Here is a 13,887-nt window from a genome sequence, read left to right as displayed (position 1 = left end):
ATGCTTGAAGCGCGACCTCGTGATGACACGCGGCTGTCGCACCCTGCGCACCTGCAGGCACCACACGGTGGAAGAACACAGTGAGAGGAGGGGTCACGATGGGCATCGTTCAACGTTTCGAGCGCAAGCTCCAGGGCGCTGTCGGCGACGTCTTCGCCCGCGTGTTCGGCGGTGGCGTCGTACCAGCCGAGGTGGAAGCGGCGCTCCAACAAGAAGCGTCGGATCTGGTTCGGCCCCTCGACGGCGGCCATTACCTGGCACCCAACAGCTACGTGATCACCATCAACAGCTCGGACCACGACGAGCTCGCAGGCGATCGAGAACTCACGGTCAAGGCATTTTCCCGCCACCTCGACGATTACATTCGCGATCAGGGGTGGCAAACCTACGGTGACGTGGTGGTTCGCTTCGAACCGTCGCCCACTCTGCACACCGGTCAGTTTCGGGCCAGTGGCTCGGTCGACCCCGATGTGGGACGATCGGCGACTGCTGCCCGAAACCCGTCTGCGCAGCACGGCGCGTCGGCCGAGCAGAACGTATCGGCCCAGCAGAACGTATCGGCCAAGCCGGCACGAAGTCCCGTCCCTTCAGCTACGCAGCGACCGTCTGCCCCACCGATGTCGATACCAGGAGCCGGCCACATGACGCAGAACCCAGGCTACGACCCGCAGCGCGACCCCGCGGACGGTCATCGTCCCGATCCGCGCGCTCGCAACGGTTACGCCGGTGGCCAAGATCCCCGCTACGCCGCGCGTGAGCAGAACGGCTACGACGCCCAGGCCTACGCGCCTGCCGATTACGATCCGCGCTACGACCAGCAGCAGCCGTACAACGGTCAGGGCTACGACGGGCAGCAGTACGCCGAGCAGGGTCAGGCATACAGCGCGGCAGGCGGCCAGGACCAGGGTTACGACCCGCACGCCTACGGCAATGCCAACGGTCAGGACCAGGGCTACGACGCCCAGGGCTACAACTCGCAAGGCTATGACGCACAGGGGTACGACGCGCAGGGGTACGACGCCCAGGGCTACCAGTACAACGGTGCCGACGGCGGCGCCTACTCCGAGTCCCCGTACCAGGAGCAGGCCTACAGTGACCCGGCCGGGCAGTACGCCGAGCCCCAGGCCGCCGGATATCAGCAGCCCGGCTACCAGCAGCCTGCATACGACTACCCACCTGCCCCGGCTGCCTACGGTCGCGGCTACCCGCAAGGCGCGGGCGATCGTAACGACGGGTACGGCTACGACCAGCCCGCCGCGTACGCCGGTCAGGCTCAGGCGCTCGCAGCGACACTGCAGCTCGAGGACGGCAGCGGCCGTTACTTCCAGCTCCGTGACGGTCAGAACATCATCGGCCGCGGCCAGGACGCGCAGTTCCGGCTGCCCGATACCGGTGTCTCGCGGCGGCACATCGAGATTCGCTGGGACGGCCGAGTGGCCATGCTCTCCGACCTCGGCTCCACCAACGGCACCACCGTCAACGGTGCCCCGGTTCAGGACTGGCAGCTGGCCGACGGTGACGTCATCAGGGCCGGACATTCCGAGATTCTGGTCCGGATCGTCTGACACAAGGGCTGCCAGGCACGAGCGATGGTCGACTCTCGTGCTCGTCCACCCGAATGTCGTCCACCCGAGCGGCTTCACCCTATGATGCTGCGAGACAACCATGTCTGCCGCGCCGCAACGTTCGGGCGTGTGGGGAGCAGGTCCGATCGCGAAGGAGGAGGTGAATCGTCGTGCAGGGATTGATTCTGCAATTGACCAGGGCGGGCTTCCTGCTTCTGCTGTGGTTCTTCGTCTGGGCCGTCCTTCGCACCCTGCGCAGTGACATCTACGCGGCCGCAGGCATGCGAGTACCAGCGCGCTACACCGGTGGCTCCAAAGTTCTTCCGTCGTTCAACAAGCAGAAGGTGGCCAAGTACCTCGTGGTGACCCAGGGCGGTCTCGCCGGAACGCGCATCTCACTCGGTACGCAGCCCGTCCTCATCGGACGCGCAGACGATTCGACTCTCGTTCTGACAGACGACTATTCGTCCACCAGGCATGCTCGTCTCTCACCTCGTGGCGGAGATTGGTACGTCGAAGACCTCGGCTCGACCAACGGGACTTACCTCGACCGAGCCAAGGTGACCACCGCAGTGCGCGTACCCCTGGGAACCCCGGTTCGTGTCGGCAAGACCGTGATCGAGTTGCGCCCGTGACCCTCGTTCTCCGCTACGCCGCCCGCAGCGACCGCGGTCTGGTCCGCTCCAACAACGAGGACTCCGTGTACGCGGGAGCTCGACTGTTGGCACTGGCAGACGGTATGGGCGGTCACGCTGCCGGTGAAGTGGCCTCCCAGTTGATGATCGCCGCATTGGCCCACCTCGACGACGACGAGCCGGGTGAGGATCTGCTGGGCAAGCTCGAGGCGGCCACCCGTGAAGGCAACGCGTCCATCGCCGATCAGGTCGAGGACGAGCCCGAGCTCGACGGTATGGGCACCACGTTGACAGCAATCCTGTTCGCGGGCAAGCGAATCGGGCTCGTTCACATCGGCGACTCACGTGCGTACATGCTGCGCGACGGATCGCTCACCCAGATCACCCGCGACGACACCTTCGTCCAATCACTCGTCGACGAGGGCCGCATCACCGCCGAGCAGGCGCACACGCACCCGCAGCGATCGCTGATCATGCGTGCCCTCACCGGTAACGAGATCGAGCCGACGCTCACCGTCCGAGAGGTGCGCGCAGGCGACCGCTACCTGCTGTGCTCCGACGGCCTGTCCGATGTCGTCAGCGACGAGACCATCGAGAACACGATGAACGAGGGCGAAACCGGTCCCTGTGCCGATCGTCTCATCGAACTCGCACTGCGCAGCGGTGGACCCGACAACGTGACCGTCGTCGTCGCCGATGTCATCGACCTCGACTACGGACAGAGCCATCCCATCCTCGGTGGCGCCGCCAGCACCGAGGACGAGGAGGACGCTCCTCCCCCCAACACCGCAGCAGGACGCGCCGCGGCGATGCGGCCACCTCGCTCGACACCCAAGCGCGTCACCACCCCGGTGGTCACCCCGGAGAAGAAGTCGCACAAGCTGCGCTGGACGCTGATTGCCCTCACCCTGGTGGTCCTCGCCGCAATCGGTGCGCTCGTTGCCAATTCGATCATCAGAGGCAACTACTACGTCGGTGCCGACAACAGCAAGGTCACGGTGCTGCGGGGCCTGCCCGGCTCGGTGCTGGGGTACTCGCTGCAGAGCGTGGAACTGACCGGATGCCTCGATGGCGACGGAGCCGTCACACTGACCGCTCCCGATGCCGAGCCTGCCGACTGCGTTCCGTTCGAGATCGACGACCTTCTGCCCGCCGCCCGCGAGCAGGTCACGGCCGGATTGCCGTCGGGATCCCTCGACGATGCGCGTGGACAGGTGCAGCGTCTGGCCTCGGGCGACCTGTTGCCGGTCTGCGAGACCGAGCCCGCGGTCACCACCACCCCCGAACCGACCCCCACGACGATCATCCCGCCACCCGGGGTGCCGTTGCCGCCGACCGCGGAACCCGTTCCCGAGGCCGCGCCGACGACCACCGCGGTACCGACACCGACGGTTCCGCAGGTTCCCGGCCAGAACTGCAGGACCGGTACTCGATGAGTTCCCCTACCTCTGCCGGAGGGTCCTTTCCGAGCCCGCCCGGGGGTTTCGCTCCTGCACCGATCCAATCGAACCGGCGCGGAGTCGAGTTGCTTCTGCTCGGGGCCGCGGTTCTGATCACCACGATCTCGTTGGTGTTGGTCGAGGCCAGCCAGGAGCAGACCATCACCTGGGATCTGGCGAAGTACGCGCTCGCGTATCTTGCGCTGATGACGGTGGCGCACTTGGCCGTCCGACGCTTCGCGCCTCATGCCGATCCGCTACTGCTCCCGATCGTGGCACTCCTCAACGGCCTCGGTCTGGTGCTCATTCATCGACTCGACCTCGCCGATCAGCAGCAGGCGCAGTATCTCGGTAACCCGATCCCCTCACCCGACGCCAACCAGCAGGTGCTGTGGACGACACTGGCGATCGCCGGTTTCGTGGCGTTACTGGTGCTGCTGCGCGACTACCGCACCCTGGCCCGCTACGGCTACACCGTCGGTCTCGCCGGCCTGATTCTTCTCGCAATCCCGGCGATGCTGCCGTCCGCATTCTCGGAGGTCAACGGGTCGAAGATCTGGATCCGGCTGCCCGGCTTCAGCATTCAGCCCGGTGAGTTCGCGAAAATTCTGCTGCTCATCTTCTTCGCTTCGCTGCTGGTCGCCAAGCGCGAGTTGTTCACCGTCGCGGGCAAGCACGTACTGGGTATGGACTTCCCGCGAGCCCGCGATCTGGGTCCGATCCTGGTCGTCTGGGTCGTCTCGGTCGCAGTCCTGGTGTTCGAGAAGGACCTCGGCACGTCGCTGCTGATCTTCGGAACCGTGCTGGTGATGATCTACATCGCGACCGAGCGCGTCGGCTGGTTGATCATCGGGTTCGGCCTGCTGATCGTCGGATTCCTGTTCGCGTATCAGGTATTCGGCCACGTCAAGATCCGAACCGACACCTGGCTGCACCCGTTCGACGACTACAACGACACCGGATATCAGATCGTTCAGTCGATGTTCAGCTTCGCCACGGGTGGATTGGCGGGCACCGGCCTCGGAAGCGGACGCCCGTCCCAGGTGCCGTTCGCCAAGACGGACTTCATCATCGCGACCGTCGGCGAAGAGCTCGGCCTCATCGGCCTGACCGCGGTGCTGATCCTGTACCTACTGTTCATCATTCGCGGCATGCGCACCGCGCTCGCCGTCCGGGACAGTTTCGGCAAACTGCTGGCAGCCGGTTTGTCGTTCACCATTGCAATCCAACTGTTCGTCGTCGTCGGCGGCGTCACCAAGCTCATTCCGCTCACCGGCCTCACCACGCCGTATCTGTCCTACGGAGGATCTTCGCTTCTCGCCAACTACCTGCTGCTCGCATTGCTGATCAAGATCTCCGATGCGGCCCGTGAGCCGGCAACCCCCAAGAAGAAGCCCGCTCCTGCAGCACCTATCGCGGACGCTCCGACCGAAATGGTGAAGCGCCCATGAACACTCCCCTACGCCGCGTGTCCATCGCCGTGATGGTCATGGTCGTCGCGTTGCTCGCCAATGCCACCTACCTCCAGGTCATCAAGGCCGACGATCTGCGAACCGACCCACGCAACTCACGTGTGTTGCTCGACGAGTACTCACGCCAGCGCGGTCAGATCTCGGCCGGCGGCCAGGTTCTCGCGTCCTCCGTCGCGACCGACGACCGCTACAAGTACCTGCGGACCTACCCGCAGAACTCGATCTCTCCGGCCAGCCCCCAGGCCAACGCGCCGATCACCGGCTACTACTCGATGCTGTACTCGAGCAACGGCCTCGAGCGGGCCGAGGATCCCGTGCTCAACGGATCCGACGACCGCCTCTTCGGCGGGCGTTTGTTCGACCTCATCTCCGGCCGAGATCCGCGGGGCGGCAACGTCGTCACCACCATCGACCCCGTCGTCCAACAGGTCGCATACGACCAGCTCACGGCCAAGGGGTACACCGGTTCGGTGGTGGCACTCGATCCCGCCACCGGCAACATCCTCGCCATGGCCAGCACCCCCAGCTACGACCCCAACCTGTTGGCCAGCCACGACGGCAGCACGACAACCACGGCGTGGGAGAACCTGAGCAACGACCCGAACAAGCCGATGGTGAACCGGGCGATCTCGCAGACCTATCCCCCCGGATCCACCTTCAAGGTGATCACCACCGCCGCCGCACTCGAGGCGGGCGCGACGCCTGATACTCAGCTCACGGCCGCGTCGAACATCACGTTGCCGGGAACCTCGACGACCCTCGAGAACTACAACGGTTCGACGTGTGGCGGCGGCCAGACTGCAAGCCTGCGCGAAGCGTTCGCACGGTCGTGCAACACCGCCTTCGTCGAGCTCGGCATCGACACCGGAGTGGACAAGATGCGCGACGCCGCGGCCGCTTTCGGTATCGGAGAGGACACCTCCATTCCGCTCCCCGTGGCCGACAGCACCATCGGCCCGATCGACGACGACGCGGCCCTCGGCCAGTCCAGCATCGGCCAGCGCGACGTTGCACTGACCCCCTTGCAGGACGCCGTCATCGCAGCCACGGTCGCCAACGGCGGCGTGCGGATGGCCCCGAACCTGGTGCAGCAGCTGCAATCTCCCGACCTGTCCGACCTGTCGAGCTACCAGCCGAAGTCCATGGGAGAGGCCATCAGCTCCGATACCGCTGCGACCCTGACCGATCTGATGATCGGCTCCGAGAACAACACCAGCGGCGAGGGAAAGATCCCCGGAGTCCAGATCGCCTCGAAAACCGGTACCGCAGAACATGGTTCCGATCCACGCAACACCCCACCCCATGCCTGGTACATCGGATTCGCGCCCGCGAACGATCCGAAGGTCGCCATCGCAGTCATCGTGGAAGACGGCGGAGACCGAGCCCTGGCTGCAACCGGTGGATCCGTGGCCGCACCCATCGGGCGCGCCGTCATCGCAGCCGCATTGCAGGGGAGGTGACATAAGGTGCCATTGAGCAACGGAGCCGTAATCGCCCAGCGCTATCGACTGCTGCGCCTCATCGCCACCGGCGGTATGGGGCAGGTGTGGGAGGCGATGGACAATCGTCTCGATCGCCGAGTGGCGGTCAAGGTACTCAAGGCCGAGTTCTCCGAGGACCCGGAGTTCTTGCAGCGCTTCAGGTTCGAGGCTCGCACCACAGCGCAGCTGAACTACCCGGGGATCGCCGGTGTCTACGACTACGGCGAGACTCGCGACGGCGCAGGCGAATCACTGGCCTACCTCGTGATGGAACTGGTCAACGGTGAGCCGCTGAACGCAGTGCTGGGCCGTATGTCCAGGTTGCCACTCGGCCATGCCCTGGACATGCTCGAGCAGACCGGCCGCGCTCTGCAGATCGCACACACGGCAGGCGTCGTGCACCGTGACGTCAAGCCCGGCAACATCCTGATCACCCCCACCGGGCAGGTCAAGATCACCGACTTCGGCATCGCCAAGGCCGTCGACGCGTCCCCGGTGACCAAGACCGGAATGGTGATGGGCACCGCGCAGTACATCGCGCCCGAGCAGGCACTCGGCGAGGAGGCCACCTCGGCCTCCGACGTCTACTCGCTCGGCGTCGTCGGATACGAAGTGCTCGCAGGCACGAGGCCGTTCGTCGGAGACGGTGCCCTCACCGTCGCGATGAAGCACGTCCGTGAACAGCCGGCACCGATGCCGGTCGACCTGCCGCCTGCCGTGCGCGAACTCATCGAGATCACGATGGTCAAGGACCCGGCCACGCGCTATGCCAACGGCGGCGAATTCGCCGACGCGGTCGCCGCGGTCCGCGCGGGTCGCCGACCCCCTGCACCCGGGAACTCCCGCGGCTCGGGCACCGGCCGGGTGATGATGCCCGGCGTCGTGCCGAGTCCGCAGCCGCCTCCGCCGTCGAGCACCCAGATGATGCCGACGTCCCAACGCGAGTACCGCGGACCGGCCACCGGAACGGCTGCTGCAGCTGTGCCCGAGCCCACCGGAATGTCCTCGGCGCAGAAGGCACTCGCCTGGGGTGGCGGCGCCCTGCTGTTGCTCGCCATCCTCATCGGCGGTTACGTACTGCTGACCGGGGGCCGAGACGACACGCAGACGCCGTTCGTGCCGCCGACCACCACGACGCAGCCGGTCACGACCACTCGGACGACCACCGAGCCCACGACGACCACCACCGAGGAGACGACCACCGAAGAGACGACCACAACAACAACCACCACGACCACCGAACCCACCACCACGACGACGAGCCCCACCACGACGTCGGAGGAGCCGACGCAGACGACGACCACTACCCCCCGGCCGCTATTCGAGAATCCGTTTCAGCAAGAGCCACAAGGACAACGATGACGACTCCCCGTACGCTCTCCTCTCGCTACGAGCTGGGCGAGATACTCGGTTTCGGCGGTATGTCCGAGGTCCATCTGGCCAGGGACACCCGACTCGACCGTGACGTCGCCATCAAGGTCCTGCGCGCCGATCTCGCCCGCGACCCCACGTTCTACCTGAGGTTCCGACGCGAGGCCCAGAACGCTGCTGCCTTGAATCACCCCGCCATCGTCGCCGTGTACGACACCGGTGAAGCCGAGACCGAAGCCGGTCCGCTCCCGTTCATCGTCATGGAATACGTCGACGGCGATACCCTGCGCGATATCGTCCGCGCCGAAGGACCCATGCCGCCGCGCCGGGCCATGGAGGTCATCGCCGACGTCTGTGCCGCGCTCGATTTCAGCCACCGCAACGGCATCGTGCACCGCGACGTCAAGCCCGCGAACATCATGATCAACAACGCCGGCGCTGTGAAGGTGATGGACTTCGGCATCGCGCGCGCCATCGCCGATTCCTCGTCGCCGATGACCCAGACCGCCGCCGTGATCGGAACCGCGCAGTACCTCTCTCCCGAACAGGCGCGCGGCGAACAGGTCGACGCTCGATCGGACGTCTACTCGCTCGGCTGTGTACTCTTCGAGATCCTCACCGGCGAACCGCCGTTCAAGGGAGACTCACCGGTCGCCGTCGCCTACCAACACGTGCGCGAGGATCCCCAGCTACCTTCGCTCGTCAACGACACTGTGCCGCGCGAACTCGACTCGATCATTCTCAAGGCGATGGCCAAGAACCCGGCCAACCGCTACCAGAGCGCTGCCGAGATGCGTACCGATCTGGTTCGCGTTCTCGGCGGTCAACGGCCGAGCGCACCGATGGTCATGAACGACGAGGACCGCACCACGATTCTGGGTTCGGTCGACTCCCGTCAGGCCGACTTCTCCGGACGGGACAAGCCCGCTGCGGCCGCCGAAGCATCTCGCCCCTCGCGGCACGCCGGACCCGACGACGAGCGCCAGAGCCGACGCGGCCTGAAGATCGGGCTCGTCTCGGTCGCGGCCGTGATCGTCGTCGCCATCGTCGGTGCCTTCCTGTGGTCGCTCGGACCCGGTGCGGACCCCAAGACCGTCACGGTGCCGACCGTCGTCGGACTGGCCGCGGACGAAGCCCAACGCCAGCTCGAAGACGTCGGACTCCGGGTCACGATCCAGGAGAAGCCCGATGCGTCGGTGCCGGAAGGATCTGCGATCGGTACCAATCCGGCGGCCGGGTCGCAGACCGAGTCACCCGGAGCCATCTCGCTCGACGTGTCCTCCGGACCTCAGCAAGTGCAGGTTCCGCGACTGACCGGTCGAACGCAACAGCAGGCGTCCGACGCGTTGAACGAGGTGGGACTCGAACTCGATCCCACGATCGCCCGTGCACCGTCGACGCCGGAGAACCTGGACAAGGTCGTCGAGCAGAATCCGTCGTCGGGCGTGAGCATGAACGCCAACTCACAGGTGCGCATCACCCTGGGATCCGGACCGGCGCAGGTACGCATGCCCAACGTCGTCGGCCAGCTCGTCGACGTCGCACAGCCGAACGTCGAGGGTGCCGGCCTCCGCGTGCAGGTCCAGAACATCGATTCCTCGCAGCCGGTGGGTCAGGTCGTGTCGACCGATCCCGCCGGAGGAACCAACGTCGCCGAGAACACCGTTGTCACGCTGCGGGTCTCCAACGGTGACAAGATCCCGATGCCGGACCTGTCCGGACTCACCGAAGCTCAGGCCCTGACGGCACTGGAATCGGCGGGATGGACCGGGACCGCGTCCAACCTGTCGACGTCGAGGCAGTCGACGCTCGACCCGCTGATGGTCGGGCGAATCGTCAATCAGACTCAGCCCGCAGGCTCGGAGATCAGCAAGACCGACACCCTCTCCGTGAGCATCGGCGCGCTGGGGATTCCCACCGGCTGATCGCTAACTCACGCGAAGGCTTCGGATACCTGAGCTTCGAGCTTGGCGACGAGGCCGGAGTCGGTGGGCATGCCGCAGACGGCGAGCCAGTTCGCCAGCATGCGGTGCCCGCCCTCGGTGAGGATGGATTCCGGGTGGAACTGAACCCCGTGAATCGGCAGCTCGGTGTGCCGCATGGCCATCACGAGACCCGATTCGGTGCGACCGATGACCTCGAGTTCCGCCGGAATGGTGTCTGCACGGACGGTCAGTGAGTGGTACCGAGTGGCGGTAAAGGGATCGTTCATCCCTTCGAGCACCCCGACGCCCGAATGATGCACGAGACTCGTTTTTCCGTGCAGGAGTTCCGGGGCCTTCTCGACGGTCGCACCGAACACGGCTCCGATGGCCTGGTGTCCGAGACAGACTCCCAGCAGCGGCGTCTTCGCGCGGGCGGCGGCCGACACCAGATCCATCGTGGCACCGGCGCGCTGCGGCGTACCCGGCCCGGGGCTGAGCAGAATTCCGTCGAACTGGGCCGCGACCGCATCGCGATCGGTGAGCCGTTCGTCGTCGTTGCGCCAGACCTCGACATCGACGTTCAGCTGGCCCAGGTACTGGACGAGGTTGAAGACGAAGCTGTCGTAGTTGTCGACGACGAGAATGCGCATGTCGACAGCGTACTCAGCGTGGCTGCGCATACCGCATGCGCACCGATTCGGTGTATGCGGGCACCGAGACGTCCGCGGAGGTCTCGACGTCGTAGCGCAGGCCGTAGCGAAGCGCGTACTGCTCGTACAACCGCACGCCGGGCTCGTTCTTCAACGCTGCGCGCAGCCGGTCCTGGTCGCCGATCGCGGTCATCACGTACGGCGGACTGTACGTCCGGCCGCCGAGCAACAAGGTGTTGCCGATGCATCGCGGAGCGGACGAGGCCACCAGCCGCTGATCCTGCATCGCGATCGCCGAGGCACCGCCGGCCCACAACGCGTTGAGCACGCTCTGCACGTCGACCTGATGGACCACCAGATCGTTGGGCGAGGCGTCGGATGCATACGCGCCGTCGGGGCCCCGGGACGCGTCGGCCATCGTCACGGTCAGTCCGGCACCGGACGCGGCCTCGCGTCCTGCCGCGTCGGCGAGGGAATCGATGCGGGCCAACGCGTCGGCGACGTCGGTGTCGCCGGAGGCGGTGCGCTGCTGGATCGTGTCGACCTGTTGCTCGAGCGCGTCCCTACTGCGTTGGGCATCCTCGCTGCTGCCACGAGCCGCGTCGACGAGATCGGCCAGACGGGTGGTGTCCCCGCTGCGCAGTTCGGTGCCGTCCGAGATATGTCTGGTGGTACCGAGCAGCAGACCGACGACTGCACACACCGCGACGGCGAGAACCCACCAGCGGGTGTCGGCGCGGGTCGATCGTCGTGTCACGGGTGCTCGCAATTTGTCCGGTGGGTCGGTGCTGGGCTCACCTGGGTTAGCGTGTACAGCAACCGGGTCGATCACTGTCACGGTCCTCGAGGAGACAATAGCCTGGGGATGCGCGACACCCGTCGATCCACAGGTTCCCGTCGTCAGTTGTCCACAGGTCGGTCGCAGGACCGACAGCCGTCAAGAACGCGAAGAGGAAGCAATGCCGAAGTCGAAGGTACGCAAGAAGAACGACTACACGATCAACCCGGCGAACCGCACGCCGGTGAAGGTCAACGCCGGACCGTCTCCGGTCTGGTACGTAGTCCTGATGCTGGGATTCATGCTGGTCGGCCTGCTGTGGCTGATCGTCTACTACCTCGCTGCGGACGACATCGCATTCATCGGAAACCTCGGCGCCTACAACTTCCTGATCGGCTTCGGCTTCATGGTCGTCGGGCTCGTCATGACCATGCGGTGGCGCTGACAGTCGAGCGAGTTACACCGATGTCATTCATCCCCAATGTGGATAAACCCTGTGGATAACTTCTTGAACGATCCACAGGGTGTGTACGAAGAGCGCTGGGCAACACCCGTCGTCGCCATCGCAGCACTGGTGGTGGGCGGTTTCGCCCTCGGAATCGGTGCCGTGTTGTCCTCCACCGACGCCGCGGGAACGTTCCTCGTCGGACTGGCAGCCGTCGGAATGTGGGTGATCGCGGCACTCGCCGCCGCACAGCGTCCCCGTCTGGCCATCACGCGCGACGGATCATTGACGATGAAACGCCTCGGCGGCATACGCACGTACTCCCGCGCCGACATCGTGCGTGTCAAAATAGTGCGCTACCCACGACTCGGCCGACGCGTCCCGATGCTCGAACTCGACATCCGCCCACCCGGCGAGGACGACGACCGACTGATCATCTTCGGCAGATGGGACCTCGGCACCGACCCACGGGATGTGTTCGACGCCCTGAACACACGCGGCTTGGTGCCACCCAACTCCTGATCGCCGAGCGGCCCGGGGGTACTCGATGTGACGTTCAGTGGCCTTTTCGGGGGTCAATGGCACATCGAGTGGACTCGGGTCGGCACAGGGCGGGCGGTCAGATGCCCATCTGCGCGCGGAGGTCGAGCATTCGTACCGCGATGACGCCGAGGGTCACCAGAGCGACAGCAATCACCGAGATCCAGGCCATGGACACACCGGCCGATGTTCTTTGACTCTCCGGCCCCCGACGTCGGTTGGGGAGAAACACCAAACCGGCGGTGGCGGCGGCACCGGCGACGAGTCCGCCCATATGACCCCACAGCGAGATGCTGGGGATCGAGATGCTGATGAAGATGTTGAGTGCAATGACGATCAGAACTGGCGCCGGGCTTCGCTTGAGCCTGAGCAGGATGACGGCCTGGGCACCCAGGAGCCCGAACACCGCACCGGAAGCGCCGGCGGTGAGAGACAGCGGGTTCTCGAACACCATGACCGACGCGCTACCGCCGAGCAACGACAGGAGATAGACGGCGAGATACCTGCTGCGGCCCAGGACCAGTTCGACATCGCGACCGATGAGATAGAGCGCGAACATGTTGACCAGCAGATGAATCGGCCCGATGTGCACGAATCCACTGCCGATGAGGCGAAATACATCACCGTTCGCCACGAGCAAACTGTTCAGAGACCACGCCTGAGCCAGAGCAGAGCCGGTGAAGTTGCTGGTGACATTGCCGGACTGAGCGGCGGTAATGCCGAAGACCACGACGTTGATCGCAATCAACGCGTAGGTCAACGGGGTCTTGGCAGATCGCGTGACCGGCGCTCCGGCGACCGTCTGCGCAGTACGGACGTTCTTGTTGCCCTCCCGCACGCAATCCACGCAATGCTGACCTACAGCGGCGGCCTGCAAGCACTGCGGGCACGCCGGGCGACCGCAGCGCGAGCATGCCAGGCCCGTGGGGCGGTCGGGATGTCGGACGCACACCGACTGGGGTGGGTTGGGTTGGTCGCCGTACGGGCCACCCCAGCCGGGGTTCGTCATCGTGAATCTTTCTGTGGAACTAGATCAGGCAATCGTGACGCTGTTGATGACGACCTCGTCGACCGGACGATCGCCGCGGCCGACCTGGGTGCTCGAGATCGCGTCGACGACCTTCTTGGACGCCTCGTCGGTGACCTCACCGAAGATGGAGTGCTTGCGGTTGAGGTGCGGGGTCTTGCCGGTGGTGATGAAGAACTGCGAGCCGTTGGTGCCGGGGCCTGCGTTCGCCATGGCCAGCAGGTACGGGCGATCGAACGAGAGCTCGGGGTGGAACTCGTCCTCGAACTTGTAGCCCGGTCCACCGGAGCCGGTGCCGGTCGGGTCGCCGCCCTGGATCATGAAACCGTCGATGACGCGGTGGAAGACTGCGCCGTCGTAGAACGGTCCGGTCTTGGCACCCGACGCGTTCTGCGTCGTGTATTCCTTCGACCCGTCCGCGAGACCGACGAAGTTCGCGACGGTCTTGGGGGCGTGATTGCCGAACAGTTCGATGACGATGTCGCCGCGGTTGGTGTGCAGCGTTGCCGTTTGGGTCTTGTTTGGTGAAGTCACGCCCACCATCGTGCCATCTCGGGCG

At 65.5% G+C, this 13,887-nt stretch carries 13 protein-coding genes; 9 read left to right on the top strand and 4 right to left on the bottom strand.

The window, feature by feature from the left end; genetic code table 11:
• The first annotated feature begins 98 nt into the window (after positions 1–98).
• From CH294_RS09750 to pknB, 7 genes are all read left to right on the top strand, one after another.
• The gene (locus CH294_RS09750; RefSeq protein WP_094737774.1) at positions 99–1,565 is read left to right on the top strand and encodes a DUF3662 and FHA domain-containing protein; all 1,467 of its coding nucleotides are present in this window, start codon (positions 99–101) and stop codon (positions 1,563–1,565) included.
• Between the two features lie 170 nt (positions 1,566–1,735).
• Positions 1,736–2,200 carry an FHA domain-containing protein gene (locus CH294_RS09745; protein ID WP_032378775.1) on the top strand — a complete coding sequence of 155 codons (465 nt, stop codon included), beginning with the start codon at positions 1,736–1,738 and terminating at the stop codon, positions 2,198–2,200.
• A complete protein-coding gene (locus CH294_RS09740) occupies positions 2,197–3,636 on the top strand; it encodes a PP2C family serine/threonine-protein phosphatase (protein ID WP_094737773.1) in 1,440 nt (479 codons plus the stop codon). The genes CH294_RS09745 and CH294_RS09740 overlap by 4 nt, the downstream gene beginning before the upstream one ends.
• Complete coding sequence (locus tag CH294_RS09735) at positions 3,633–5,090, top strand: FtsW/RodA/SpoVE family cell cycle protein (RefSeq protein ID WP_032378773.1); 1,458 nt, start codon at positions 3,633–3,635, stop codon at positions 5,088–5,090. The genes CH294_RS09740 and CH294_RS09735 overlap by 4 nt, the downstream gene beginning before the upstream one ends.
• The gene (locus CH294_RS09730; RefSeq protein ID WP_032378772.1) at positions 5,087–6,571 is read left to right on the top strand and encodes a penicillin-binding protein 2; all 1,485 of its coding nucleotides are present in this window, start codon (positions 5,087–5,089) and stop codon (positions 6,569–6,571) included. Before CH294_RS09735 ends, CH294_RS09730 begins: the two co-directional genes overlap by 4 nt.
• Before the next feature lie 6 nt (positions 6,572–6,577).
• The gene (locus CH294_RS09725) at positions 6,578–7,954 is read left to right on the top strand and encodes a serine/threonine-protein kinase (protein ID WP_032378771.1); all 1,377 of its coding nucleotides are present in this window, start codon (positions 6,578–6,580) and stop codon (positions 7,952–7,954) included.
• Positions 7,951–9,888, top strand: coding sequence for a Stk1 family PASTA domain-containing Ser/Thr kinase (gene pknB / locus CH294_RS09720; protein WP_094703380.1), 1,938 nt, complete (start codon positions 7,951–7,953; stop codon positions 9,886–9,888). Before CH294_RS09725 ends, pknB begins: the two co-directional genes overlap by 4 nt.
• A gap of 8 nt (positions 9,889–9,896) precedes the next feature.
• Here pknB and CH294_RS09715 read toward each other — a convergent pair whose 3' ends face one another.
• Together CH294_RS09715 and CH294_RS09710 are read right to left on the bottom strand one after the other, a co-directional pair.
• Complete coding sequence (locus CH294_RS09715) at positions 9,897–10,538, bottom strand: aminodeoxychorismate/anthranilate synthase component II (RefSeq protein WP_032402037.1); 642 nt, start codon at positions 10,536–10,538, stop codon at positions 9,897–9,899.
• 13 nt (positions 10,539–10,551) lie between these two features.
• Positions 10,552–11,295, bottom strand: a complete 744-nt coding sequence (locus CH294_RS09710) for a DUF881 domain-containing protein (protein WP_032401654.1) — start codon at positions 11,293–11,295, stop codon at positions 10,552–10,554.
• 202 nt (positions 11,296–11,497) lie between these two features.
• On the opposite strand from CH294_RS09710, the gene crgA reads away from it, so the two are divergent.
• On the top strand, positions 11,498–11,761 hold the full coding sequence (gene crgA, locus CH294_RS09705) for a cell division protein CrgA (protein WP_032378768.1): 264 nt from the start codon (positions 11,498–11,500) through the stop codon (positions 11,759–11,761).
• A 36-nt stretch (positions 11,762–11,797) separates the two neighbouring features.
• Positions 11,798–12,283, top strand: a complete 486-nt coding sequence (locus CH294_RS09700) for a PH domain-containing protein (protein WP_094737772.1) — start codon at positions 11,798–11,800, stop codon at positions 12,281–12,283.
• A 97-nt stretch (positions 12,284–12,380) separates the two neighbouring features.
• On the opposite strand, the gene CH294_RS09695 is transcribed toward CH294_RS09700, so the two are convergent.
• Together CH294_RS09695 and CH294_RS09690 are read right to left on the bottom strand one after the other, a co-directional pair.
• Positions 12,381–13,310 carry a rhomboid family intramembrane serine protease gene (locus tag CH294_RS09695; RefSeq protein ID WP_094737771.1) on the bottom strand — a complete coding sequence of 310 codons (930 nt, stop codon included), beginning with the start codon at positions 13,308–13,310 and terminating at the stop codon, positions 12,381–12,383.
• 24 nt (positions 13,311–13,334) lie between these two features.
• Entirely contained in the window at positions 13,335–13,871 is a 537-nt protein-coding gene (locus CH294_RS09690) for a peptidylprolyl isomerase (RefSeq protein ID WP_094616207.1), read from the bottom strand.
• Positions 13,872–13,887 lie beyond the last annotated feature (16 nt).

The sequence above is a fragment of the Rhodococcus sp. 14-2483-1-1 genome (assembly GCF_002259335.1).
GTDB lineage: Bacteria > Actinomycetota > Actinomycetes > Mycobacteriales > Mycobacteriaceae > Rhodococcoides.
Note: the sequence above shows the minus strand (reverse complement) of the source record. Positions and strands in the feature narration are given on the sequence as shown.

What these genes read in the sequence shown, in the direction of transcription:
- CH294_RS09750 (WP_094737774.1), top strand. Translation starts at nt 99, where the DNA reads ATGGGCATCGTTCAACGTTTCGAGCGCAAGCTCCAGGGCGCTGTCGGC.
- CH294_RS09735 (WP_032378773.1), top strand. Translation starts at nt 3,633, where the DNA reads ATGAGTTCCCCTACCTCTGCCGGAGGGTCCTTTCCGAGCCCGCCCGGG.
- CH294_RS09730 (WP_032378772.1), top strand. Translation starts at nt 5,087, where the DNA reads ATGAACACTCCCCTACGCCGCGTGTCCATCGCCGTGATGGTCATGGTC.
- pknB (WP_094703380.1), top strand. Translation starts at nt 7,951, where the DNA reads ATGACGACTCCCCGTACGCTCTCCTCTCGCTACGAGCTGGGCGAGATA.
- CH294_RS09715 (WP_032402037.1), bottom strand. Translation starts at nt 10,538, where the DNA reads ATGCGCATTCTCGTCGTCGACAACTACGACAGCTTCGTCTTCAACCTC.
- crgA (WP_032378768.1), top strand. Translation starts at nt 11,498, where the DNA reads ATGCCGAAGTCGAAGGTACGCAAGAAGAACGACTACACGATCAACCCG.
- CH294_RS09700 (WP_094737772.1), top strand. Translation starts at nt 11,798, where the DNA reads ATGTGGATAAACCCTGTGGATAACTTCTTGAACGATCCACAGGGTGTG.
- CH294_RS09695 (WP_094737771.1), bottom strand. Translation starts at nt 13,310, where the DNA reads ATGACGAACCCCGGCTGGGGTGGCCCGTACGGCGACCAACCCAACCCA.
- CH294_RS09690 (WP_094616207.1), bottom strand. Translation starts at nt 13,871, where the DNA reads ATGGTGGGCGTGACTTCACCAAACAAGACCCAAACGGCAACGCTGCAC.